Origin of the sequence: Pseudomonas sp. Sample_21, from assembly GCF_004307525.1 — a bacterium.
Classification (GTDB): Bacteria; Pseudomonadota; Gammaproteobacteria; order Pseudomonadales; family Pseudomonadaceae; genus Aquipseudomonas; species Aquipseudomonas atacamensis.
The window spans coordinates 153,510-178,648 of sequence record NZ_RCNZ01000079.1; the positions used below are offsets into that span (position 1 = coordinate 153,510).

General features: G+C 60.0%; 22 protein-coding genes. 16 read left to right on the top strand and 6 right to left on the bottom strand.

Annotated features, from left to right (window positions below):
- Positions 1-69 precede the first annotated feature (69 nt).
- Entirely contained in the window at positions 70-846 is a 777-nt protein-coding gene (locus D8U71_RS14555) for an SDR family oxidoreductase (RefSeq protein WP_130888047.1), read from the top strand.
- A 48-nt stretch (positions 847-894) separates the two neighbouring features.
- Here the strand turns inward: D8U71_RS14555 and D8U71_RS14560 are convergent, their stop codons facing one another.
- Positions 895-1,788: a LysR family transcriptional regulator gene (locus tag D8U71_RS14560; protein WP_130888048.1), complete on the bottom strand. Its 894-nt coding sequence runs from the start codon at positions 1,786-1,788 to the stop codon at positions 895-897.
- A 95-nt stretch (positions 1,789-1,883) separates the two neighbouring features.
- On the opposite strand from D8U71_RS14560, the gene D8U71_RS14565 reads away from it, so the two are divergent.
- Positions 1,884-3,050 carry an MFS transporter gene (locus D8U71_RS14565; RefSeq protein ID WP_016774330.1) on the top strand — a complete coding sequence of 389 codons (1,167 nt, stop codon included), beginning with the start codon at positions 1,884-1,886 and terminating at the stop codon, positions 3,048-3,050.
- A 12-nt stretch (positions 3,051-3,062) separates the two neighbouring features.
- Here the strand turns inward: D8U71_RS14565 and D8U71_RS14570 are convergent, their stop codons facing one another.
- Positions 3,063-4,238, bottom strand: a complete 1,176-nt coding sequence (locus tag D8U71_RS14570) for a DNA-binding transcriptional regulator (RefSeq protein WP_016774329.1) — start codon at positions 4,236-4,238, stop codon at positions 3,063-3,065.
- Positions 4,239-4,523: 285 nt separating this feature from the next.
- Here D8U71_RS14570 and xylA point away from each other — a divergent pair, with 285 nt between their 5' ends.
- From xylA to D8U71_RS14605, 6 genes are all read left to right on the top strand, one after another.
- The gene (gene xylA, locus D8U71_RS14575; protein ID WP_130888049.1) at positions 4,524-5,840 is read left to right on the top strand and encodes a xylose isomerase; all 1,317 of its coding nucleotides are present in this window, start codon (positions 4,524-4,526) and stop codon (positions 5,838-5,840) included.
- Between the two features lie 147 nt (positions 5,841-5,987).
- A complete protein-coding gene (xylF, locus tag D8U71_RS14580; RefSeq protein WP_016774327.1) occupies positions 5,988-6,989 on the top strand; it encodes a D-xylose ABC transporter substrate-binding protein in 1,002 nt (333 codons plus the stop codon).
- Between the two features lie 157 nt (positions 6,990-7,146).
- On the top strand, positions 7,147-8,703 hold the full coding sequence (gene xylG / locus D8U71_RS14585) for a D-xylose ABC transporter ATP-binding protein (RefSeq protein ID WP_130888050.1): 1,557 nt from the start codon (positions 7,147-7,149) through the stop codon (positions 8,701-8,703).
- Positions 8,704-9,840, top strand: a complete 1,137-nt coding sequence (locus D8U71_RS14590) for a sugar ABC transporter permease (RefSeq protein ID WP_130888051.1) — start codon at positions 8,704-8,706, stop codon at positions 9,838-9,840.
- 524 nt (positions 9,841-10,364) lie between these two features.
- A complete protein-coding gene (locus D8U71_RS14600) occupies positions 10,365-11,039 on the top strand; it encodes an isochorismatase family cysteine hydrolase (RefSeq protein ID WP_130888053.1) in 675 nt (224 codons plus the stop codon).
- Between the two features lie 13 nt (positions 11,040-11,052).
- Positions 11,053-12,414 carry a cytosine permease gene (locus D8U71_RS14605; protein WP_125916004.1) on the top strand — a complete coding sequence of 454 codons (1,362 nt, stop codon included), beginning with the start codon at positions 11,053-11,055 and terminating at the stop codon, positions 12,412-12,414.
- Between the two features lie 272 nt (positions 12,415-12,686).
- Here D8U71_RS14605 and D8U71_RS14610 read toward each other — a convergent pair whose 3' ends face one another.
- Positions 12,687-12,905 (bottom strand): hypothetical protein, encoded by a 219-nt coding sequence (locus D8U71_RS14610; RefSeq protein WP_125926101.1) that lies wholly within the window; start codon positions 12,903-12,905, stop codon positions 12,687-12,689.
- A 445-nt stretch (positions 12,906-13,350) separates the two neighbouring features.
- Here D8U71_RS14610 and D8U71_RS14615 point away from each other — a divergent pair, with 445 nt between their 5' ends.
- From D8U71_RS14615 to D8U71_RS14645, 7 genes are all read left to right on the top strand, one after another.
- Entirely contained in the window at positions 13,351-13,608 is a 258-nt protein-coding gene (locus D8U71_RS14615) for a DUF6555 family protein (protein ID WP_130888054.1), read from the top strand.
- Positions 13,609-13,932: 324 nt separating this feature from the next.
- The gene (dctP, locus tag D8U71_RS14620) at positions 13,933-14,877 is read left to right on the top strand and encodes a C4-dicarboxylate TRAP substrate-binding protein DctP (RefSeq protein ID WP_225927696.1); all 945 of its coding nucleotides are present in this window, start codon (positions 13,933-13,935) and stop codon (positions 14,875-14,877) included.
- A gap of 62 nt (positions 14,878-14,939) precedes the next feature.
- Positions 14,940-15,572, top strand: a complete 633-nt coding sequence (locus D8U71_RS14625; RefSeq protein ID WP_024012587.1) for a TRAP transporter small permease — start codon at positions 14,940-14,942, stop codon at positions 15,570-15,572.
- Positions 15,569-16,852 carry a C4-dicarboxylate TRAP transporter large permease protein DctM gene (dctM, locus tag D8U71_RS14630; protein WP_041480541.1) on the top strand — a complete coding sequence of 428 codons (1,284 nt, stop codon included), beginning with the start codon at positions 15,569-15,571 and terminating at the stop codon, positions 16,850-16,852. Before D8U71_RS14625 ends, dctM begins: the two co-directional genes overlap by 4 nt.
- An 83-nt stretch (positions 16,853-16,935) precedes the next feature.
- Positions 16,936-17,886 (top strand): TAXI family TRAP transporter solute-binding subunit, encoded by a 951-nt coding sequence (locus D8U71_RS14635; protein ID WP_130888055.1) that lies wholly within the window; start codon positions 16,936-16,938, stop codon positions 17,884-17,886.
- 71 nt (positions 17,887-17,957) lie between these two features.
- On the top strand, positions 17,958-19,985 hold the full coding sequence (locus D8U71_RS14640) for a TRAP transporter permease (RefSeq protein ID WP_130888056.1): 2,028 nt from the start codon (positions 17,958-17,960) through the stop codon (positions 19,983-19,985).
- On the top strand, positions 19,982-20,386 hold the full coding sequence (locus tag D8U71_RS14645; protein WP_130888057.1) for a DUF1850 domain-containing protein: 405 nt from the start codon (positions 19,982-19,984) through the stop codon (positions 20,384-20,386). Before D8U71_RS14640 ends, D8U71_RS14645 begins: the two co-directional genes overlap by 4 nt.
- A 47-nt stretch (positions 20,387-20,433) precedes the next feature.
- Here D8U71_RS14645 and dctA read toward each other — a convergent pair whose 3' ends face one another.
- Both dctA and D8U71_RS14655 read right to left on the bottom strand, forming a co-directional pair.
- Complete coding sequence (gene dctA / locus D8U71_RS14650; protein WP_125926098.1) at positions 20,434-21,741, bottom strand: C4-dicarboxylate transporter DctA; 1,308 nt, start codon at positions 21,739-21,741, stop codon at positions 20,434-20,436.
- A gap of 103 nt (positions 21,742-21,844) precedes the next feature.
- A complete protein-coding gene (locus tag D8U71_RS14655; protein ID WP_024012582.1) occupies positions 21,845-23,014 on the bottom strand; it encodes a mandelate racemase/muconate lactonizing enzyme family protein in 1,170 nt (389 codons plus the stop codon).
- Between the two features lie 98 nt (positions 23,015-23,112).
- Here D8U71_RS14655 and D8U71_RS14660 point away from each other — a divergent pair, with 98 nt between their 5' ends.
- A complete protein-coding gene (locus D8U71_RS14660; protein WP_130888058.1) occupies positions 23,113-23,988 on the top strand; it encodes a LysR family transcriptional regulator in 876 nt (291 codons plus the stop codon).
- Positions 23,989-24,170: 182 nt separating this feature from the next.
- Here D8U71_RS14660 and D8U71_RS14665 read toward each other — a convergent pair whose 3' ends face one another.
- Positions 24,171-25,139: an oxidoreductase gene (locus tag D8U71_RS14665; RefSeq protein ID WP_130888059.1), complete on the bottom strand. Its 969-nt coding sequence runs from the start codon at positions 25,137-25,139 to the stop codon at positions 24,171-24,173.

Consider the following 25,139-nt stretch of genomic DNA (forward strand, 5'->3'; position numbering starts at 1 on the left):
TGTCACGGTCATCGACGAGAAAGAAATCTACGACGCGATCCATCAATTCCGAGCGCTGGAGATCTCGCCATGCTGAATTCAGGATTGACTGGCAAGCGGGTCCTCGTCACTGGCGGCACCAAGGGAATCGGCAAAGCAGTGGTCGAGTGGTTCCTGGCCGAGGACGCAAAGGTCATCACTTCGGCTCGGCAAGTGGACGTCGAAATGCCGGGCGCACTGCTGGTTGCGGCTGATCTTTCGACCCGGGAAGGTTGTGACGTACTCATCGCAGCGGTCCAACAGCAACTGGGCGGCGTCGACATAGTGGTTCATGTCCTGGGTGGCTCGTCGGCCCCCGGTGGTGGTTTTTCAGCGCTGGACGAGGAGCAGTGGCAACGCGAGCTCAATCTGAATTTGCTGCCAGCGGTGCGCCTCGATCGCGCCCTGCTCCCGGGCATGCTTGAGCGTCGGGATGGCGTGGTGATCCATGTCACCTCCATCCAGAGTCGACTGCCACTGCCGGAATCCACCACAGCGTACGCGGCGGCCAAGGCTGCGCTGTCGACCTACAGCAAGAGCCTGTCGAAAGAGGTGTCGCCCAAAGGGGTCCGTGTGGTTCGGGTTTCCCCGGGCTGGGTCGAAACCGAAGCATCGGTGGCATTCGCCGAGCGACTCGCGCAGGAGGCAGGCACTGACTATCAGGGTGGCAAGGACATCATCATGCAAGCCTTGGGCGGTATCCCGCTCGGCCGCCCATCGACGCCAGCTGAAGTGGCTGAGCTGATCGGGTTTGTGGCGTCGCCGCGAGCGGCTTCGATCACAGGAAGTGAATTTGTGATCGACGGCGGGACCATCCCGACAATCTAGCCGGCAGTTTGCGGGTCAGGGATGACTCGCTGAATCCGACCGGCACCCTTACATCCGATGCTGCTCCAGCAAAAAATCCACAAACAAGCGCACCCGCACCGGCATCGCCGCGCCGCCGACGAACACCGCATGAATCGGTTCCTCATCGCCCGGGTTGAACGCTTGCAGCAGCGGGATCAGCGCGCCGCGCTGCAAGTCTTCCCTGACGGTGAACTCGCCAATGCGCGCAACGCCTGCGCCGAGTCTGGCGAACTGGGCCAGTGCTTCGCCGCTGCTGCATTCGATGTTGCCGCTGACTTTCAGCGAGAACTCCTTGCCGTCGCGGATAAACGGCCAGTTGGCTTCGGCGCGGCGGAAGTTGAAGCGCAGGCAGTTGTGCTTGAGCAGGTCTTCCGGTTCGAGAGGTGTGCCGTGGCGTTTCAGGTAATCGGACGATGCGACCACGACTTGGCCGGTGTGGCCGAGCCGGCGCGCGGTGAGCGGGCTGTCGGGCAGATGGCCGAAGCGGATGGCGACGTCCGCCTGACCGGCAAGGATGTCGACTACTTCGTCGCCAAGGCTGAGGTCGACGACGATGTTCGGGTAACGGGCGGTGAAGGCTGCGACCAGCGGCACAATGGTCAGCCGTCCATGGCCAAGGGCGGCACTGACACGCAAGCGGCCCTTGGGTACGCCTTGGTCGGTAATGGCCCCTTCCACTTCGTCCATGTCGGCGAGAATCCGCCGGGCACCGCGCAGGAAGGCCTCGCCCTCGGCGGTAAACGTCAGCGCGCGGGTGGTGCGCAGCAGCAAGCGGGTGCCAAGTCGTTGTTCAGCGCGGGCGATGATCCGACTGACCGCCGAAGGCGTCAGCCCCAACGCACGCGCAGCCGCTGAGAGGCTGCCCTCCTGCGCCACGGTGACGAACACGCTCATTTCCCCTGACCTGCCGTTGAAGTCCATTCGTGCCTCTTACGCAAAGGTGATTGCCAAAATCGCCATCTACCGTCTGAAAACGATGGATCGTAGCATTGGCGGCATAGATGAGGAGACTTTCCATGCGTATCAATCCACCACTTGTTGCACTCGCTGTCGGCGCCTTTGGCATCGGCGTCACCGAGTTCGCGCCGATGGGCATGTTGCCCGGCATCGCCGCCGATCTCGGCGTTTCCATTCCCGCTGCGGGGTTGCTGGTCAGTGCCTACGCCTTGGGCGTGCTGCTCGGCGCGCCGCTGATGACCCTGACCACTGGCAAGATCCCGCGGCGCTATCTGCTGATCGGGCTGATGGCGATTTTCACCCTGGGTAACCTGATGTCGGCGCTGGCTACCGACTACTACAGCCTGATGGTCGCCAGGGTGATCACCTCGCTCAATCACGGCGCATTCTTTGGGGTCGGCTCTGTGGTCGCCGCCAGTGTGGTCGCGCCGGAAAAACGTGCCGGCGCCGTGGCGGCGATGTTCATGGGCCTGACCTTGGCGACCATCGGCGGCGTGCCGCTGGCGGCGTGGTTTGGTGAGCTGTTCGGCTGGCGCACGGCGTTCTGGGGCATTACCGGTCTCGGCGTGCTGACCATGATCGCCTTGTGGTTCGCCCTGCCCAATCTGAAAGCAGAGCAAGGCGCGGGTGCACTGGCGGAAATACGAGTATTGGGCCGCGGTCCGGTGCTGGCCGCACTGGCCCTGACCGTGGTCGGCTCGAGTGCGATGTTCACCGTGTTCACCTACATCGCGCCGATTCTCAGCAGCGAAACCCACGCCTCAGCCGCGTTCATCACCGCCATGCTGGTGTTGTTCGGAATCGGTTTGACGCTGGGCAATATGTGGGGCGGCAAGGCTGCCGACCGCTCGATCGACCGCACCCTGATCGTGTCGCTGAGCGCATTGATTGTGGTGTTGCTGGCGTTCACGGTGCTGATGCGCTGGCCGCTGCCGGCCGCCGTGGCCATTCTGATCTGGGGTATCGCCAGCTTCGCTCTGGTGCCGCCGCTGCAGATGCGCGTGATGGAAGCCGCCAAGGACGCGCCGAATCTGGCTTCGGCGGTGAACATCGGCGCGTTCAATTTCGGCAACGCGATCGGCGCGGCGCTGGGTGGCGCGGTGATCAATGCCGGGCTGGGTTATCCGGCGATTTCCCTGGCCGGCGCGGCGATGGCTGGTCTGGGCCTGCTGATGGTGCTGACGTTCGCCTGGCGCTCCAGAGCCAGTGCCGCTGCGCTGGCGTAAGTCTTCGCAGCGCTACGCCCCGCCCTGCTGATATTCGCGGGGCGTGCAGCCGAACTCGCGACGAAACACCGTGTGCAGATATTGCGCAGACTTGAAGCCGCAGGCCTGGGCAATGTCGGCAATCGCAGCATCGGTGTTCTTCAAACCGCTGGTAGCCGCCGCCAGTTTGAAACGCAGAATCTCGTCATGCACGCTGCAACCGCGCTCGGCGCGGAAATGCGCTTCCAGCGATGAGCGCGACACCCCGACATAGGCCGCCACTTGCGCGGTCTTGATGCCCTGACAGGCATATTGGCGGATGAACAGCAGCGCTTGCATGACGTAGGGATTGCCCAGTGGTTGGTGCAGGCTCGACACCTGCACGTTGACCGCGTCCGGCGGAATCAGAATCTGCGTACCGGTGGACGGCATGCCGTGGAGCATCTGGTGCAGCAATTGCGCGGCGGTGCGGCCCATGGTTTCGGTGCCCTGAATCACCGAACTCAGCGGTACGCGAGTCAGGCTGCGGGTCAGCGGGTCGTTGTCGATGCCGATCAGCGCGACCTGCTCCGGCACGGCAATGCCGGCGGTCAGGCAGGCTTGCAGCAACTGCCGGGCACGGGCGTCGCTGACGGCGATGATGCCGATCGGTTTGGGCAGGCTGTGCAGCCAGGCGATCAGTTGTTCGACGGCGCTGTCCCACAGCGGGGCGCTGGTGCCCATGCCGCGATAGATCTCGGCGTGGAGGCCGTCGCGTTGCATCAGTTTGCGAAAGGCTTTTTCCCGCTCCTGCGCCCAGCGATTGGCCTGCGCCTCGGGCAGGCTGAAACAGGCAAAGCGCTGCAACCCCGCCTCGACCAGATGCGAGTAAGCCAGAGTGATCAATGCGTTGTTATCGGTGGCGACATAGGGAATCGCTTTCGGATAGGCGCGTGCATCCTCGTAGGAACCGCCCACCGCCACCACCGGCAAATGAATGTCGGCCAGCGCCTCGCCGATCAGCGGATCGTCAAAGTCGGCAATGATCCCGTCACCCTGCCAGCGCTCGATGCCTTTCAAGCGGCAGAGAAAATCCTCTTCCAGAAACAGGTCCCAGGAAGCGCGGGTGCTGCTCAGGTAATTGCCGATGCCGCTGATGATGCCACGGTCGTAGATCTTGCTGCCGTTGAACAACAGGGCGATGCGGTGCACGGGCGGTAGGCTCTTCATTCAGTATCCGGATTTTGCGTCAAGCCATTCGCGAGCAGGCTCGCTCCCATACGGGTTATGTGAACAACACGAATCAAATGTGGGAGCGAGCCTGCTCGCGAAAGCGGCCTCAAATTATTTTTGTTCCGGGCCGCCATGTCGCGGCGACGATGGACACAGACTAGGCCTGCGAGCGCTGAAGCTCAATACGCAAAATCGCACTCGCAGTTGAGGCTTTTCATAATCAGCGGGCACGGGGCCGTTGCTAGTATCGAGACACCGCCAAGAACAACAAGGACAAGGTCCATGCAGTATTTCCCCAATATCGAGCCGGTTCGCTACGAAGGCCCGAACAGTGATTCGCCCCTCGCTTTCCGCCACTACGACGCCGACAAACTGATCCTCGGCAAACCCATGCGTGAACACCTGCGCATGGCCGCCTGCTACTGGCACACCTTCGTCTGGCCGGGCTCCGATGTGTTCGGTGCCGGCACCTTCAAACGCCCGTGGCAACGCAGTGGCGAACCGATGGAACTGGCTATCGGCAAGGCTCAAGCCGCATTCGAGTTCTTCAGCAAACTGGGCATCGATTACTACTGCTTTCACGACACGGACGTCGCCCCCGAAGGCAACTCGCTGAAGGAGTACCGCGAACACTTCGCGCAAATGGTCGACCGCCTCGAACAGCATCAGGAACAAAGCGGCATCAAGCTGCTCTGGGGCACCGCCAACTGCTTCAGCAATCCGCGTTTTGCCGCCGGTGCCGCGAGCAATCCCGATCCGGAAGTGTTCGCCTGCGCCGCCGCGCAAGTGTTCAGCGCGATGAACGCCACCCATCGCCTCAAGGGTTCCAACTACGTGCTGTGGGGCGGTCGTGAAGGCTACGAAACCCTGCTCAACACCGATCTGAAACGCGAGCGCGAACAACTCGGGCGTTTCATGCGCATGGTGGTCGAGCACAAGCACAAGATCGGTTTCACCGGCGACCTGCTGATCGAGCCCAAGCCGCAGGAGCCGACCAAGCACCAATACGATTACGACAGCGCCACGGTGTTCGGCTTCCTCCAGCAGTACGGCCTGGAGAAGGAAATCAAGGTCAACATCGAGGCGAACCACGCGACCCTGGCCGGCCACAGCTTTCATCACGAAATCGCCACCGCCGCCTCGCTGGGAATTTTCGGCAGCATCGACGCCAACCGTGGCGATCCGCAGAACGGCTGGGACACCGACCAGTTCCCCAACAGCGTCGAAGAAATGACCCTGGCGACCTATGAAATCCTCAAGGCCGGCGGTTTCAAGAATGGCGGTTTCAATTTCGACTCCAAGGTGCGCCGGCAGAGCCTCGACGAGATCGACCTGTTCCACGGTCACGTTGGCGCCATGGACGTTCTGGCCTTGTCGCTGGAACGTGCCGCCGCGATGGTCGAGAACGATCAACTGCAAACCCTCAAGGATCAACGCTACGCCGGCTGGCGTCAGCCGTTCGGGCAAGCGGTGATGGCGGGCGACTTCAATCTCGAGTCGCTGGCCGAGCACGCGTTCAGCAACGAGCTGAACCCGCAAGCCGTCAGCGGCCGCCAGGAAATGCTCGAAAACATCGTCAACCGTTACCTGTATCGCTGATCGCCAAGGGAAGCTGCCGACGCAAAAACGCTGTGACAATTGCACGACAATTCTGTGCCTGCTGCGTCGGCAGATTCTCTACAGTTCTACCAGCCCGATTCATCGTCAGGCCGTGTCTTTCCAACAAAAATAAAAGGACGCACCACCATGAAGAACTTGAAACGTACGCTGTTGGCCAGTGCCCTGGCGTTGTTGGCCCTGCCGGTAATGGCCGACGCTACCCACCCGAAAATCGGTTTTTCCATTGACGATCTGCGTCTGGAACGCTGGTCGCGCGATCGCGATTACTTCGTCGCGGCGGCAGAAAAAATGGACGCCAAAGTCTTCGTGCAATCGGCGGACGCCAACGAGCAGAAGCAGATTTCGCAGATCGAAAACCTCATCTCTCGCGGCGTCGATGTAATCGTCATCGTGCCGTTCAACGCGACAGTGCTGACCAACGCCGTGGCCGAGGCGAAGAAAGCCGGAATCAAAGTGGTGTCTTACGACCGGCTGATTCTCAACGCCGATGTCGACGCCTATATCTCCTTCGATAACGAAAAGGTCGGCGAAATGCAGGCCGGCGGCGTGCTGAAAGCGGCGCCCAAGGGCAATTACTTCTTGCTGGGTGGCGCGCCCACCGACAACAACGCCAAGATCCTCCGTGAAGGCCAGATGAAAGTGCTGCAACCGGCCATCGACAAGGGCGATATCAAGATCGTCGGCCAGCAGTGGGTCAAGGAATGGAACCCGACCGAAGCGCTGAGCATCGTCGAAAACGCCCTGACCCGTAACAACAACAAAATCGACGGCATCGTCGCCTCCAACGACGCTACCGCTGGCGGCGCCATCCAGGCACTGGCCGCGCAGCAACTGGCCGGCAAGGTGCCGATTTCCGGTCAGGACGCCGACCTCGCAGCCGTCAAACGCGTGATCGCCGGCACGCAAACCATGACCGTGTACAAACCACTGAAACTCATCGCGTCCGAAGCGGCCAAGCTCTCGGTGCAACTGGCGCGCAACGAAAAACCGGCCTACACCTCGCAGTACGACAACGGCAGCAAAAAGGTCGACACCATCCTGCTCACGCCAACGCCGTTGACCAAGGACAACATCGACTTGCTCGAACAGGACGGCTTCTACACCAAGGCGCAGATTGCCGGGCAGTGATCCGGTCGTAAATCTTGATCAGACCTGTGGGAGCGAGCCTGCTCGCGAAAGCGGAGTGTCAGTCAGTAAAGCTCTGGCTGAAAAGGCCCCTTCGCGAGCAGGCTCGCTCCCACACAGGTTCAGTGGTGTTTGAGTCCCTGGTATACGAGCCTTTTCCATGTCCGACTATCTGCTGCAAATGAACGGCATCGTCAAAACCTTCGGCGGTGTCAAAGCGCTGAACGGCATCGACATCAAGGTCCGGCCCGGCGAATGCGTGGGCCTGTGCGGCGAGAATGGCGCCGGCAAGTCGACGCTGATGAAGATCCTTTCGGCGGTCTATCCCCATGGCACCTGGGACGGTGAAATCCTCTGGGACGGGCAACCGCTTCGGGCGCAATCGATCAGCGAAACCGAGGCCGCCGGCATCGTCATCATCCATCAGGAACTGACCCTGGTGCCGGACTTGTCGGTGGCGGAAAACATCTTCATGGGCCATGAGCTGACGCTGCCCGGCGGGCGCATGAACTACCCGGCGATGATCCACCGTGCCGAAGCCTTGATGCGTGAATTGAAAGTGCCGGACATGAACGTTTCGCTGCCGGTTTCGCAGTACGGCGGCGGCTATCAGCAACTGGTGGAAATCGCCAAGGCCCTGAATAAACAGGCGCGTCTGCTGATCCTCGACGAACCTTCCTCGGCCCTGAGCCGCTCGGAAATCGAAGTGCTGCTGGACATCATCCGCGACCTCAAGGCCAAGGGCGTCGCCTGCGTCTACATCTCGCACAAGCTCGATGAAGTCGCCGCCGTGTGCGACACCATTTCGGTGATCCGCGACGGCAAACACATCGCTACCACCGCCATGGCCGACATGGACATTCCACAGATCATCACGCAGATGGTCGGGCGCGAAATGAGCAACCTCTACCCCAGCGAGCCGCATGCAATTGGCGAGGTGATTTTCGAGGCGCGCCATATCACCTGCTACGACGTCGACAACCCCAAGCGCAAACGGGTCGACGACATTTCCTTCAGCCTCAAGCGCGGCGAGATCCTCGGCATTGCCGGGCTGGTCGGGGCCGGCCGCACCGAACTGGTCACCGCACTGTTCGGCGCTTACCCCGGCCGCCATGAAGGCGAAGTCTGGCTGGACGGCCAGCCAATCGACACGCGCACGCCGCTGAAAGCGATCCGCGCCGGCCTGTGCCTGGTGCCTGAAGATCGCAAGCGCCAGGGCATCATTCCGGATCTCGGTGTCGGCCAGAACATCACCCTCGCCGTGCTCGAGAGTTATTCGAAAATGACCCGCATCGATGCCGAAGCCGAGCTGGGCTGCATCGACCGGGAAATCTCCCGTCTGCATCTGAAGACCGCAAGTCCATCCCTGCCGATCACCAGCCTGTCTGGCGGCAATCAGCAGAAAGCCGTACTCGCCAAGATGCTCCTGGCGAAACCGCGCGTGCTGATTCTCGACGAGCCGACCCGAGGCGTGGACGTCGGCGCCAAGTACGAGATCTACAAATTGATGGGCGCGCTCGCCGCCGAAGGCGTGTCGATCATCATGGTTTCGTCGGAACTGGCCGAAGTACTCGGCGTCTCCGACCGCGTGCTGGTGATCGGCGAAGGCCAGTTGCGCGGCGATTTCGTCAACCATGAGCTGACCCAGGAACAGGTACTCGCCGCCGCCCTCAGTCAGCCGGGCAGCCATAACAATAATGATCGGAAAACCGCGTAAATGAATCAGGTCAAACAACTGTTCACCCGCTACAAGATGCTCTCGCTGGTATTTGCCGTGGTGCTGATCTGGCTGTTCTTCAGCTGGCAGACCGAAGGCGGTTTCCTTACCCCGCGCAATCTTTCCAACCTGCTGCGGCAGATGTCGATCACCGGAATTCTCGCCTGCGGCATGGTGCTGGTGATCATCAGCGGCGAGATCGATTTGTCGGTGGGTTCATTGCTCGGCCTGCTCGGAGGCCTCGCGGCGATACTCGACGTGGTCTATCACATTCCGTTGCTGGCCAATCTGAGTCTGGTCGCCCTGTGCGGCCTGATGATCGGCCTCGCCAACGGCTACATGGCGGCGTACTTGCGCATACCGTCGTTTATCGTCGGCCTGGGCGGCATGCTCGCATTTCGCGGGATTTTGCTGGGGATCACCGGCGGCACCACCATCGCCCCGGTATCGCCGGAGCTGGTCTACGTCGGCCAGGGTTATCTGCCCCACGCGATAGGCACCGGCCTGGGTGTGCTGCTGTTTGTGCTGACGGTGTTCCTGACCTGGAAACAACGACGCAATCGCGCCCTGCATGGCCTGGCGGCGCATTCGCTGGTGCGTGATGTTGTGCGCGTGCTGGTGATCGGCGCGGTGCTGGCCGGTTTTGTTCAGACCCTCAATAGCTATGACGGCATTCCCGTGCCGGTGCTGCTGTTGCTGATTCTGCTCGGCGTGTTCAGCTACGTCACCAGCCAGACCGTGTTCGGCCGCCGGGTCTATTCGGTCGGCAGCAACATGGAAGCCACGCGCCTGTCAGGCATCAATGTGCAGGCGGTCAAGCTGTGGATTTTCGGCATCATGGGCGTGATGTGCGCCCTCGCCGGCGTGGTCAACACCGCACGCCTCGCCGCCGGCTCACCGTCCGCCGGCAGCATGGGCGAACTCGATGCCATCGCCGCCTGCTTCATCGGCGGCACCTCCATGCGCGGCGGCTCCGGCACCGTCTACGGCGCCCTCCTCGGCGCGCTGGTGATCACCAGTCTGGACAACGGCATGTCCATGCTCGACGTCGATAGCTACTGGCAGATGATCGTCAAGGGCAGCATTCTGGTGTTGGCGGTCTGGGTGGATGTGAGTACGCGTACGGCGCGGCGTTGATCGCCGCGAGCCTGGAGGGATCTGCTTCAAAAGGGAGCAAGAACGCAAGCCGCTGCTACGCTACGTAACACAATATTATGGAATACCAGATACCACAAAACATTGCTTTGAACGCTTGGTCCGCTCTGGCTCAATGGCTTCGAAGGTCTTGCACAGCTTGGCCCGTATCTTGCTCCTCCAGTGCATATCGCGCTCAAGGTCTATGGCCATGCCTGCATCCTCCGCACAATTCGGCAACGCTCACACCCGCTCTTCAAGCGCGGCGTGTGCGTTGCCGTGCGCAGCCATGGCGCGTTATCTCCGTCGATTTCGCTCTTCGTCCTCCATCGTGCTGCCGCAGCTGCCATCCTGCGTGAGCGCAAAGCAAAACGGTTTCTGGCAGATAGTCAGGTAACACCTCCCCACGAGAGTCTCTCTCGATCTCTCGCAGTTTCCGCCTTGGCGGATCGCTGCGCACCGTCATTACCGAGTTTCCTGGTGAGTCCCTCCGGCTCGCCCGGCGCTCTGCATCCGGAACAAACCTCATGAACCAAGATACCGCCTTGCTTGTGATCGATATGCAAAAGGAAGATGGCTTCCCGCTCGAACGCTTCGATCAAGTGGTCGATAACGCCGCATCCCTGATCGATCGCGCTCGCCAGTTGCACATCCCGATTTTCTACACCCGCCATGTCAACGACGCTCCGGGCCGCGATCTGGCGCTGGGCGAACCGGTAGACGACCAAGGCAGGCCAACGACTTACCGCGCCGGCACATTTGCGATCGAGATCATTGACGCCCTGGCGCCTCGAGACGCTGACGTCGTCATCGATAAACGCCGCTACAGCGCCTTCCACGGCACCCGTTTGGCTCAGATGCTCAACCGCCGAGGCATCAAACACCTGGTGGTCATCGGCGTGCTGACGGATGTGTGTGTCATGAGCAGTCTGTTCGACGCCTATCAGCACGACTTCCAGGTCAGCCTTGTCGCTGACGCCTGTAGTGCGACTACAGAGGGAGCGCATTACTCGGCACTGTTCATCCTTTCCAACTGGCTGTACGGGCTGGAGCTCTTCACCACCGAGCAGTTGTCGAGACGCTGGAACAACGAGCCGGCAACATCGCTTCGAACCGCCGAACCCGATCACCTCGCCTTCCAGCCAGATGAATTCCCACAAGTCGTAGCGCGCTTTCAACGCCGCCTCGTCGACCCCTGCTGAACGGAGAACAGACATGAAAGTTGAAAAACGCAGCATCGACTTTATCCCTGAGAGCGAGCGTCACGGTCGGCCCCGTTCCTTGTTCTTCGTCTGGTTTGGTGCCAACGCCAACATCACCACGGTAGCGGCTGGAGTGTTGCCCATCAGCCTGGGACTCAATCTTTTCTGGAGTGCGCTATCGATTCTTATCGGTTCGCTGATTGGTGCAATCTTCATGGCTTCGCACTCCGCACAGGGGCCGAGACTGGGTATTCCGCAGATGATCCAGAGCCGGGCACAATTCGGGGTTTTCGGCGCTATCGTACCGCTGCTGTTCGTCATGCTTATTTATTTGGGCTTTTTCGTCAGCAACACGCTGTTGGCTGCTCAGGCGGTGAGCGACCTGAGCCCGTTGAGCACCGCTGGCAACATCGCTCTGCTGGGCGCGGCATGCTTCCTGGTCGCGCTGTTCGGCTACCAATTGATTCATCGCGTACAGAAGCTGCTTTCGCTGATTTCGATTGCCGTGTTCGGCATCGCCACCCTGCTCGCTCTCGCGCTGCCGATAGAGGCCGGCCAATGGACCGCGCAGGGTTTCAATCTGGTCAGCTTCCTCGCCTCTGTCAGTATCGCGGTCACTTGGCAACTGTCCTACGCACCTTACGTGGCGGACTACTCTCGCTATTTGCCGAGCGACACTTCCGCCCGCCAAGTGTTCTGGTACAGCTATGCCGGTACCGTTATCGGCGGAAGCTGGATGATGTTGTTAGGCGCCGTACTGGCCAAGGGCATGGTGGGGTTCTCCGATAACGTCGGGCTGCATCTTATAGGCCTGCTCGGAGGAGGCACGCTGCTGATGGTGGCATTCGTGCTATACGGCCAGATCGCCATCAATGTGTTCAACCTGTATGGCGCTTTCATGTCGACGATCACGATGATCGAGCCTTTCTCTGCGCTCAAAATCACCCCGTCTGTACGTGCGGGATTCCTGCTGATCATCTGCACGATCGCAACCGGTTTATGCACATTGGCGCAGGACGACTTTCTGCAGTTCTTCCTGAATTTCATTTTTTTCATGAGCTACTTTCTGATCCCCTGGACGGCGATCAATCTTGTCGACTATTACGCGCTGCGCAAAGGCGTTTACCGGATTGCCGACATCTTCGATCCGGCAGGCATCTACGGTCGGGTGAACTGGACAGCAATCGCAGTATTCCTTTGCACCATTGCTCTGGAAATTCCGTTCATGAACACCTCCATGTACGTCGGGCCTGTTGCCACCAGCCTGCAAGGCGTAGACCTGGCGTGGGTCGTTGGCTTGCTGTGCCCTGCGTGCGCTTACTACGCCCTCATGCGCCGGCGCGGTTCGCTGTTGATCAAGGCATCGCAAGTTTGATGTTCGCAGGCTGAGAGCGTTTGTGCTCTTCTATCGGAACAGTACTGAGGCCCGTATTCACGGGCCTCTTACTTCCTGTGCAAGTTTGTGTAACATCCGGGAAACTGGACGATTCGATTTATACGTAAGTCAAAACAATTACTGGCAGTGATTTATTGTCAGGGACATGATCAACGGCCCAACCCAACTCTCTGCAGTTGTACAAGCGCAGCGGTAATCGTTGAGTCTTGCCGAATTTCATCAGCCGCCTCGTTTGCGAGCTGAAGCGAACATCAGCGTTTCGCTGATGGCTTGAACTGACGATCAATGTCCAACATCTTCGCGACGCACAAGGCCAGGCGCTCATTGATCACCCGCTCCTGCTCGTTTTTGAGACACTTCTCACAAAGCCCGGCATGGCCGGCGCTTGCCTTGCAACGCTCCGCTTGCGGCGAGGTTTTGTACAGCCTATTGCATTTTGTACAAGCATGACGCAGCTCGTCGTTTTCCATGGCCCTTCTTCCTGTCAAGGCACAAACGGGTCATTAACCATTACATGAGCTTCGCTGAATCTGTACAGGAAATAGTTCGTTTATCGCCTCGCTTGCGAAGCTTGCTAACTAAAATCTTCCACTGGACTAACTGCACCAACGTACTAACTTGAAAGTATCGGCAGCGATCTACAGATTACGCGCTAGTTAAACGCAGCGATAATCCTCGTCAACATAAAATGACATTCAAATGCCATGACACCGGGCAAGCGCCGATATATTTTGCCGTTTCGCTTAGTTGCGCTGATCAAACTTTCGCAATCACAGGAGGAGCGTTGTTATACCGCAAGCGCATGCTTGTATAAGTAATTTTCAACCGGTGCGGACGCATGTCGAGATGTTAGAAAAAACTGTGAATTTCCTGGCGCGAGGAACATCCCTCTTTCATGAGTAAAGGGAGAGCCTCATGAGCCAGACAGATTTGTACATGATTAAGTACCGACTTCACGGTGTGCCCAAATCCTTCATTATCCGCGCCAAATTGATGAACAACGCAGAAGCCTGGCAGTCGGCGAGTTGTGATGCCGGGTTGACGCCAATTCCCAAGCCAGGCCGGCCTCCATTGAAGCGCTTCTCGAAACCGATGGCCGAGCGATTCGGCGTCACCGACGTGCAATGGCACGAATCAAAGGCCGTGTGTTGGGACGAGGACCTGGCGATATGAGAATCCCGCGCCGCCAACCCGAGGCCTATCTGCCCGGTTCACCTTCAGCAGCGGGCACTTGAAATTCAAACACCACTCATTGCCGGGTAATCCCCATACCGTTCACGGCCCTGACGGAACCACGTACTCAGTTCACTCGCCACTGTTTTGCGGTTTTCTGGTCAATTCCCCGGCAAATCAGATATTTCTGCCTAGACTTGAACATGTCTCGGCACTTGAACGCGTTCAGCGCGTCGAGCGGTCATCACAATAAAAACAAGAGGAATCACCCAGATGCTCAGATCTCTGTTCAGCGCACTTGCCTGCGCTTTGGCGGTAAGCAGCATGAACCCGGCCATGGCGGCAGACCCGGTGATCATCAAGTTCTCGCATGTGGTCGCTGACCAGACGCCCAAGGGGCAAGGTGCGTTGCTGTTCAAGAAACTGGTCGAGGAACGTTTGCCGGGCAAGGTCAAGGTCGAGGTGTATCCCAACTCCTCGCTCTTTGGTGACGGCAAGGAAATGGAAGCGCTGTTGCTCGGCGATGTGCAGATGATTGCGCCGTCGCTGGCCAAGTTCGAGCAGTACACCAAGACCGTGCAGCTGTTCGACCTGCCCTTTCTTTTCAATGACATCAACGCTGTCGACCGCTTTCAACTGAGCCCGCAGGGTCAGGGCCTGCTCAAATCCATGGAAAGCAAAAACATCACCGGCCTGGCTTATTGGCACAACGGCATGAAACAACTGTCGGCCAACAAGCCACTGCGTGTACCGGCGGATGCGCGCGGCCTGAAGTTCCGGGTGCAGGCCTCGGCGGTGCTGGAGGAGCAATTCAAGGCGGTGCGCGCCAATCCGCGCAAGATGAGTTTTGCCGAGGTATATCAAGGCCTGCAGACCGGTGTGGTCAACGGGGCGGAAAATCCTTACTCGAACATCTACAGCCAGAAGATGCATGAAGTGCAGAAATACATCACTGAATCCAACCACGGTGTACTGGACTACATGCTGATCACCAACACCAAATTCTGGAACGGCCTGCCACCCGACGTGCGCAGCGAACTGGACAAGATCGTCGTGGAAGTCACCACCCACGTGAACAAGGAAGCCCAGCAACTGAACGAGGGTGACAAGCAGCGCATCCTTGCCGCCAAAACCACGGAAATCATCACGCTTACGCCAGAAGAACGTGCGCAATGGCGCGACGCGATGAAACCGGTGTGGAAGAAGTTCGAAGGCGAAATCGGCGCTGAGCTGATCTCTGCCGCCGAAGCCGCAAACCAGGCGCAATAATCGCAAGGCAGGCGCCGCTGCGTCGGCGCCTGCCCGTCTTCACTCGACGTGAGATGCCATCCATGAAAGCGCTTCGGCGAATCTGGGAACACTTCGAGGAAGGCTTCATCGTCTTCCTTCTGGCGGCCATGACCCTCGTCACGTTTGTCTACGTGATCCTCAATAACTTCTACAGCCTGTTTTACTGGCTCGCCGATCATTGGCCGGCGGCCAGTGTTCCGCTGTTCGCTGTTGGCGATCAGATCATGGGCATGGCGCAGGCCATGACCTGGAGCACTGCCCTGACCAAAGCGCTGTTCGGCTGGCTGATTTTTTTCGGTCTGGCTTATGGCGTGCGCACCGCCGGGCATATCGGTGTCGACGCACTGGTCAAACTGGCGCGCAGATCGGTACAGCGTTACATCGGCATCCTCGCCTGCCTGTGCTGTCTGGCCTACGCGGGGCTGCTCGCCGTCGCCAGCTTCGAATGGATCGAAACCTTGATGAACGCCGGTATCGGTGCCGAGGATCTTGGCCATTTCGGCGTCATGCAGTGGCATATCGGGTTGATCGTGCCGCTGGGCTTCGCGCTGGTGTTCATCCGCTTCGCTGAAATTCTCCTGCGCATCCTGCTCAATCGTCAGACCGGCCTCGGGCTGGCCGATGAGGCGGCCGACGCGCTGAAACTTGCCGAACACGAGGATGACAAGCCATGACCATCGCCTTCCTGTTCGTGGCCCTGTTCGCCTTGATGTTCATCGGCGTGCCGATCGCCATTTCGCTGGGCCTGGCCGGCTCCTTGACGATCATTTTCTTCAGTCCCGACTCGGTGCGCTCGCTGGCGATCAAACTGTTCGAGACCTCGGAACACTACACGCTGCTGGCCATTCCGTTTTTCCTGCTGGCCGGGGCCTTCATGACCACTGGCGGCGTCGCCCGCCGGCTGATCGACTTCGCCAACGCCTGTGTCGGGCATATTCGCGGCGGCCTGGCCATTGCGGCGGTGCTGGCCTGCATGCTGTTCGCCGCCCTCTCCGGTTCAAGTCCCGCCACGGTCGCTGCGGTGGGCTCGATTGCGATTGCCGGGATGGTCCGTTCCGGCTATCCGCAGGCGTTCGGCGCAGGGATCATCTGCAACGCCGGTACGCTGGGCATCCTGATCCCGCCGTCGATCGTGATGGTGGTTTACGCCGCCGCTACAGAAACCTCCGTGGGCAAGCTGTTCATGGCCGGCGTGGTGCCTGGCCTGCTGCTGGGCACGGCGTTGATGGTGGCGATCTACATCGTCGCGGTGAAGAAAAATCTCCCCGCCTTGCCGCGTGCGACGCTTCGCGAGTTTCTGAGTACAGCACGCCAGGCAATATGGGGCCTGTTGCTGATGGTGATCATCCTCGGCGGCATCTATTCGGGCATGTTCACCCCGACCGAAGCTGCCGCAGTGGCAGCCGTCTATTCGGCCTTCATCGCTTTGTTCGTCTACAAGGATCTGACCTTTCGCGAGACCCCTAAGGTTCTGCTCGACTCGGCCAAGCTGAGCATCATGCTGATGTTCATCATTGCCAACGCCATGCTGTTCGCCCACGTGCTGACCACCGAACAGTTACCTCAACAAATCACTGCCTGGGTGATCGACGCCGGCCTGACGCCGGTGACGTTCCTGCTGGTGGTCAACATTGTGCTGTTGATTGCCGGCGCGTTCATGGAACCGTCAGCGATCATCCTGATCCTGGCGCCCATCCTTTTTCCTATCGCGATGAAACTGGGCATCGATCCGATTCACCTCGGCATCATCATGGTGGTCAACCTTGAGATCGGCCTGATCACGCCACCGGTGGGCCTGAACCTGTTCGTGACCTCGGCGGTGACCGGCATGTCCTTGCCCGCCACAGTCAAAGCCGCGATGCCGTGGTTGTCGATTCTGCTGTTGTTCCTGATCCTGATCACTTACGTGCCATGGATCTCACTGGTGCTGCCGAACTGGCTGGGGATGAACTGACGTCGTGACGATCACGTTCAGCCGGGACCGGCTAGAGTGCAATCACTCTGCTTAAAACCATAACAAGACGGAGAAGTGCCCCCATGCGAGTCAAAACACGCTTTGCCCTGCTGGCCGCCGCCACGCTGACCCTTAGCAGTGCTGCGCAGGCCGCGCCCGTGTTCATCAATATCCTCACCGGCGGAACCAGCGGGGTTTACTACCCGATCGGGGTCGGTCTGTCGCAAATCTACAGCGACGGTATTGCCGGCTCGAAGACATCGGTGCAGGCCACCAAAGCGTCGGTAGAAAACCTCAACTTGCTACAGGCCGGTCGCGGCGAGTTGGCCCTGGCTTTGGGCGACTCAGTGGCCGACGCCAAAAACGGCGTGGAAGACGCCGGTTTCAAAGCACCGCTGACCAAATTGCGCGCCTTGGGCGGCGCCTATCCCAATTACATTCAAATCGTCGCCAGCCAGGAGTCGGGAATCAAAACCCTCGCCGATCTCAAGGGCAAGACCATCTCGGTCGGCGCCCCAAAATCCGGCACCGAATTGAATGCGCGGGCGATATTCAAAGCGGCCGGCCTGACCTACGAGGACATGGGCAAGGTGCAATATCTGCCGTTTGCCGAATCGGTGGAATTGATCAAGAACCGGCAACTGGACGCCACCCTGCAATCGTCGGGACTGGGCATGGCCGCCATTCGTGACCTGTCGTCGGTGATGCCGCTGAACTACGTCGCCATTCCGAGCGAGGTGGTGACAAAAATCGGCAATCCGGCCTACCAGAGCGCAATGATCCCGGCCAACACCTACGACGGACAGGCCGAAGCCGTGCCCACCGTGGCAATCACCAATATTCTGGTGACCCGCGCCGACCTGCCGGATGACGTCGTCTATGACATGACCCGCCTGCTGTTCGACAACCTGGGGCGCTTGGGTAACTCCCATTCGGCGGCCAAGGACATCAAGCTGGAAGCGGCTGCGAAAAACCTGCCGATCGCGCTGCACCCCGGCGCCGAGCGCTACTACAAGGAAAAAGGCGCTTTATAAGCGCTTGTGCGCAGTGGCGTGACGGCCACTGCAGCGTCGATTCCTTTGTGTGGTCATGAGGAAGGCAGCCAATGAGTGACGAGCATCACGGTATTTCCGCGAACCCACGGGACTGGCCGAAAACCCTGTTTTACGTAGCGTTGCTGTTCTCGATTTTCCAGATCGTCACCGCAGCCTTTTCTCCTCTCTCCAGCCAGGTGCTGCGTGCGGTGCACGTCGGTTTCCTGCTGTGGGTGGTGTTTCTCAGTTATCCGGCACACGGCACAGACCGTCCGTGGCAACCGCTGGCCTGGCTGCTGAGCCTGGCCGCCATCGCTACCGCGCTGTATCAATGGGTGTTCGAGGCCGATCTGATCCAGCGCTCCGGTGACCTCACCTCGGCCGACCTGATGATCGGCATCGTATTGATTGCCCTGGTCTTCGAAGCCGCGCGACGGGTCATGGGCATCGCGCTGCCGGTAATTTGCGGGCTGTTCCTGGCGTACGGCCTGTTCGGGCAATACCTGCCCGGCGAACTGGCCCATCGCGGCTACGGTTTCGACCAGATCATCAATCAACTGTCGTTCGGCACCGAAGGGCTGTACGGCACGCCGACGTATGTGTCGGCGACCTACATTTTCCTGTTCATCCTGTTTGGCGCATTCCTTGAGCAGGCCGGCATGATCAAGCTGTTTACCGACTTCGCCATGGGCTTGTTCGGGCACAAGCTGGGAGGCCCGGCGAAAGTGGCCGTGGCCTCGTCGGCGCTGATGGGGACGATCACCGGCTCCGGGATCGCCAACGTCGTGACGACCGGGCAATTCACCATTCCGCTGATGAAGCGCTTTGGCTATCGCGCCGCGTTCGCCGGCGGCGTGGAAGCCACCTCCAGCATGGGCAGCCAGATCATGCCTCCGGTGATGGGCGCGGTCGCCTTCATCATGGCTGAAACCATCAATGTGCCCTTTGTCGAAATCGCCAAGGCAGCGCTGATACCGGCCCTGTTGTATTTCGGCTCGGTATTCTGGATGGTCCATCTGGAAGCCAAGCGCTCCAACCTCGAGGGCTTGCCCAAAGACCAATGCCCCAGCGCTTGGGGCGCGGTGAAAGCCCGCTGGTATTTGCTGATTCCTCTGCTGGTTCTGGTTTACCTGCTGTTTTCCGGGCGCACACCGCTGTTCTCGGGCATGGTCGGCCTGGCATTGACCGCCATCGTGATCCTCGGCTCGGCGATCATTTTCCGCGTGCACAGCTTTGGCCTGCGCTGTGCGTTCTGGATTGCCCTGGGCGTGCTCTGCACAGGTTTTTTCCAGCTCGGCATCGCGGTGATTTTTGCGGTCATTGCCGTCCTGGTGCTGGTCTGCGCTTTCATCAAGGGAGGTCGCGAAACGCTGCTGATCTGCCTGCACGCGCTGGTCGAGGGCGCCCGCCACGCGGTACCGGTGGGCATCGCCTGCGCACTGGTCGGCGTCATCATCGGCATCGTTTCGCTCACCGGCGTCGCTTCGACGTTCGCTGGCTACATTCTCGCCATCGGCCGCGACAACCTGCTGCTGTCGCTGATCCTGACGATGATTACCTGCCTAGTGCTGGGGATGGGCATTCCGACCATTCCCAACTACATCATCACCAGCTCGATCGCCGCGCCCGCCCTGCTGGAGCTGGGCGTGCCACTGATCGTGTCGCACATGTTCGTGTTCTACTTCGGCATCCTCGCCGACCTGACCCCGCCGGTCGCCCTCGCCTGTTTTGCCGCCGCGCCGATCGCCAAGGAAAGCGGCTTCAAGATCAGCTTGTGGGCGGTGCGCATTGCGCTGGCCGGTTTCGTCATCCCGTTCATGGCGGTCTACAACCCGGCGCTGATGCTGCAAGGCGACAACTTGTGGGCGACTGCCTACATGCTGATCAAGACTCTTCTGGCGGTTGGTCTGTGGGGCATGGCGTCGACCGGTTTTCTGCAACAGAAGATGCTGATCTGGGAACGGGTGCTCAGTCTCGGCGCCGGCGCCCTGCTGATCGTGGCACTGCCGGTGACCGATGAAATCGGCTTCGCACTCGCGATTCTGGTCATCGTGCAACATGTCTGGCGCTCGCGGCGCGCAGCAGCGGCCAATGCATGATCGGCTTGTGCCTGGGTCTGGCCGGCAGTATCTGGGCACAGTTGCCGGTAGCGAATTTCACCCTGGCCTGGAACCACAGCATCGAAAAGATCCGTTGGGAGGAAGACTACCGCGTCACGGCCCAAGGGCTGGTTCTTGAGCAGGCCAGGGTTCGCGGCAACGGCGCAGGCATGGAGATACCCGACGATGCCCGACTGGAGAACGGCAGTTGGCATTTCCGACGCCACTTGCCGCCGCTGCAACCACTGCAATTGGGCCGAACCCCGCAGGCCGGCGATTACCAGTTATGCATGGATGGCAAGTGCGAACTGGTCAGCCGATGGGTTGGGCCGGCCAATATCAGCCAGCCGTTTTTGCAGTTGTGGGGTTGCGAAATGACTTCGCCATCGCATGATGGTTAGCCAGGAAGCCGTGGCGAGCTGTCGCCAACATCGCCACGTTTCGCGGATTACTTGTGCGCCAGCAACGATTTACGTTCGGCCTTGGCGTGTTTCATGGCGGCGATTTCCCGCTCGCACGCTTCGACATCGAAGGAGTTGTCCCACTTGGCAATGGCAATGGTGCCGATGCCGTTGCCGATCAGGTTGGTCACCGCTCGCGCCTCGTTGAGGAAGCGGTCGATGCCCAACAGCAACACCAGGCCCACCAGAGGTATCGAGTGAATGGTGGTGAGCGTGGCCGCCAGGGTCACGAACCCTGCTCCCGCCACACCGGCCGAGCCCTTGGAGGTCAGCAGGAACACGCCGAGCAGGATCATCTGGTCCATGAAGGTCAGCGGTGTGTTGGTCGCCTGGGCGATGAAGATCGCCGCCATGGTCAGGTAAATGCAGGTGCCGTCCGCGTTGAAGGTGTAGCCCGTCGGCAGGACCATGCCGACCACGGACTTTTTGCAGCCGAGCTTTTCCAGTTTGACCATCATTCGCGGCAGCACCGCTTCGGTCGAGCAGGTGCCGAGCGTGATCAGGATTTCATCTTTGAAATATCGCAGAAACTGCATCAACGGCATGCCCGACCATCGCGCCACCGCGCCCAGTACCACGACGATGAAGATCAGCGTGGTGATGTACAGCGCGACCAGCAACTGCCCCAGCGACAGTAAGGTGCCGATGCCGTATTTGCCGATGGTGAATGCCATGCCAGCCCCCGCACCCAGCGGCGCCAGACGCATGACCATCGCGACGATTTTGAACAGACCTTGCAGGAACAGATCGATGGTGTTGATCAGCGGTTTGCTGGTTTCGCCCATTTGCACCAAGGCGACGCCCATCAGCACCGACAACAGAATCACTTGCAGCATGACGCCATTGGAGAAGGCGCCGAGGAAGGTGTGCGGAATGATATTGAGGAAGAATTCGACGAGGCCGCCCTGCTCGCTCGCCGCCTGGCTGTATTTGTTGACAGCGCTGCCATCGAGGGTGCCGGCGTTGATGTTCATGCCGGCACCGGGCTTGACCACGTTGACTACGATCAGGCCGACCACCAGAGCGATGGTGGAAAGAATCTCGAAGTAGATCAGCGCTTTCACACCGATCCGTCCGACCTCCTTGATGCTGCCCATCTTGGCGATACCGACCACCACCGTGCCGAAAATGATCGGCGCCAGGAGCATCTTGATCAGCTTGATGAAACCGTCGGCAAACGGCTGCAGCTTGGCGCCGATGTCCGGCACGAAGTAACCGATGGCAGCGCCGATGACGATGCCGATCAGCACTTGCACATAGAGCTGGCTGTACCAGCGTGATTTTGAAGTTTCCACGGAAGCACCTCATTTTATTGTTGTGGTGGGCATGTGGCTTTGGCGTCGAGGATGACGCCTGAAGCTGCGGCCTCGGCAAAACGAGGCCGCAGATGAAACCGAATCAGCCCTCGCCCAGTTCGCGCATGACGGCATACAGCGCAGATTTGGCTTCGAAGCCGACACCCGGGATATCCGGCAGCCCGACGTAGCCGTTTTCCACGCGAATGCCATCGGCAAACCCGCCGAATGGCTGGAACACGTCCGGGTACGATTCGTTGCCGCCCAAGTGCAGACCGGCGGCGATGTTCAGCGACATCTGGTGACCACCATGCGGTACCACGCGACGCGAAGACCAACCCAGCTCTTCCATCACTTTCAGGGTGCGCATGTACTCAACGAGCCCGTAGGACAACGCGCAGTCGAATTGCAGGTAGTCACGGTCCGGGCGCATGCCGCCGTGGCGCAACAGGTTGCGGGCATCCTGGTGAGAGAAGAGGTTTTCGCCGGTGGCCATCGGCAGTTCGTAGTGATTGGCCAGCTCGGCCTGGAGCGCATAATCCAGCGGGTCGCCGACTTCTTCGTACCAGAACAGGTTGTACTTCTTGATCGCCTCGGCGTAGGCGATACCGGTTTGCAGATCGAAGCGGCCGTTGGCGTCGACCGCCAGGCGCTGGCCGTCGCCCACCACTTCGAGCACCGCTTCGATGCGGCGGATATCTTCGTCCAGCGGCACTGCGCCGATCTTCATCTTGACCACGTCGTAGCCACGATCCAGATAGCTCTGCATTTCGGCCTTGAGCTTGCTCTGGTCCTTGCCCGGGTAGTAATAGCCACCCGCCGCATACACCCACACTTTGTCATCGGCAACGCCGTTGCGATAACGATCGGCGAGCAGGCGATACAGCGGCTTGCCTTCAATCTTCGCCACCGCATCCCACACCGCCATATCGATGGTGCCGACCGCTACTGAACGCTCGCCATGCCCGCCTGGTTTTTCGTTGGTCATCAGGGTTTTCCAGATGGCGAACGGATCGAGGTTATTGTTCTCGTGATCGATCAGGGTTTCCGGGTCGGCTTCAGTGATCCGCGCCAGAAAACGATCGCGCATCAACGCGCCCTGGCCGTAGCGACCGTTGGAGTTGAAGCCGTAACCGATGACCGGTTTGCCGTCGCGGATCACGTCGGTAATGACTGCGACGACCGAGCAGGTCATCTTCGAAAAATCGATGTAGGCATTGGCGATCGGGGAAGCAATGGAGACGGTTTTTTCACGGATATCGACGATACGCATGACGGGTTCCTCTTGTTGTGGTGACCCAACGTTATGCGTTGCGACGACACCCGCCCAATGCTATTAATGCCGCGCCCTATGCACAGGAGGCATTGCCCTTGGAACTGGTTTGGCTTGAGGATTTTTCAGCACTGGCCGAGTACGGCAGCTTTGTCCGGGCCGCCGAAGCGCGCCATGTGACGCAGCCGGCGTTCAGTCGCCGAGTACGCTCGCTGGAGAACTGGATGGGTGTCGAACTGTTCGTGCGCACCCCGCAAGGTGCGACGTTGACCGAGGCCGGCCGGCAGATTCTGCCCAGCGCCCAAGAAGCGGCCAGACGCCTTTACCGCATGCGCTCCGAGGCCCAGGAAGTGGCTGGCATGGCGGCGAAAACCTTGCAGTTCGCCGCCACTCATTCGCTGTCATTCACCTTCTTCCCACGCTGGTTGCGCAGCGCCGAAAGTGGCGCGCCGATCGATGCGGTTCGCCTGCATTCCGACAGCATGGCCGTGTGCGAACAGATGCTGATTCATGGCCAGGTGCAGTTCCTGCTATGCCATCGCCACCCCGACGTTCCGCCGTTACTGGCGCCGGATCAGTTCATTGGCAAGAAGGTTGGCGAGGACGTACTTGTGCCGCTGGCGAGTGCTTCAGCACAGTTCGGCACGTCGCCTGAAACCCTGCCCTATCTGGCCTACACCCACGAATCGGGCCTGGGCCGAATCGTCGCCCACAGGTTGCATGGCAAGGCTGATTATCTGCACTTGAAACCATTGTTCAGCAGCCACTTGGCCGCAGTGCTGATGTCGATGGCGCTGGAAAGCAAAGGCGTGGCCTGGCTGCCAAAAAGCCTGACCGAACAGGAAATGGCTGACGGGCGTCTGGTCAGGGCACTGGATGAAAGTTGGGATATTCCACTGGAAATCCACCTGACTCGCCCGACGGCACCGATCAGCCCTTCGGCCGAGGAATTCTGGGCGAAGCTGGAAGAGTAACTCTATCGAGCAGCCCCTCACCCCAGCCCTCTCCCGAGGGAGAGGGAGCCGATCTGGGTGCTGTTCAAGAACTGAGTTCGACCCGGTATTTCAGGTCGGCGAATTTCTACTGAACACCTCGGTCAGTCCCCTCTCCCCCCGGGAGAGGGTTAGGGTGAGGGGCTTTTGGCCTTTGACTCGATTCATGCCACCGTGAGCCCCGTCCATAGCTCCGAAACCGCCCAAAGTCGCTCAGCCAACTCAGCATCCGCCGCCCATTTCGCAACACCCTTGCGGCCTGCTTCCGGTTCATTGACCGGCGCAACATTGCAGTCTTCGCAATACACGCCGCCCAAATCCGCAAGCAATGCACTGGTCGCGCACCACAACCCCGTCGCCGCGCCTTGCTCGACAGTTTTCAGTCCATTGTGCGCATCCAGCCGTGGCCGGCCCTGCTCATCCAGCGCGTCGAATGCGGCAAGCTCCGCTGTGCTGAGGTGCCGTGCCAGATCCGTCAGAATCTGCCCCGGATGCAATGAAAATGCGCGAACACCTTGGCTACGCCCACGCTGATCGAGTGCGATGGCAAACAAGGCGTTGGCGGTTTTCGACTGGCCATAGGCGACCCATTTGTCATACGGCCGTTGCAGGAAATCGATGTCATCAAAGTCGACTCCGGCAATCTGATGCCCGCGCGAGGACACCGACAGCACCCGCGCCTGGCCAGCCTTGACCAGCGCGGGCCAGAGGCCGCAGATCAGGCGGTAATGACCGAGATGGTTGGTCGCGAACTGGCTCTCATGGCCATCGGCATCGCGCAGCAACGGCGCGGCCATGATTCCGGCGCAGTTGATCAGCAAGGACACTGGCTGACCCGCGCTGACCACGCTGTGGCTGAACGCCGCCACCGACTCGGCCTGCATGAGGTCCATGGGCATCACGCGGACACCGTCCACTCCAGCCAATGCAGCCTCAGCTCGCGCGGTATCTCTGGCCGGCACGATAATTTGCGCCCCTGCCGCCGCGAGGCTTTTTACCGTCAGCAGACCGAGGCCGGAATAGCCGCCGGTGACCACAGCGAGCTGCCCGCGCAGATCGATGCCGGCCATGACTTCAGCCGCTGTGCTGGCGGCGTTGAACGGTGATTGCACAGGTTGTTGAAGCGTGGCCAT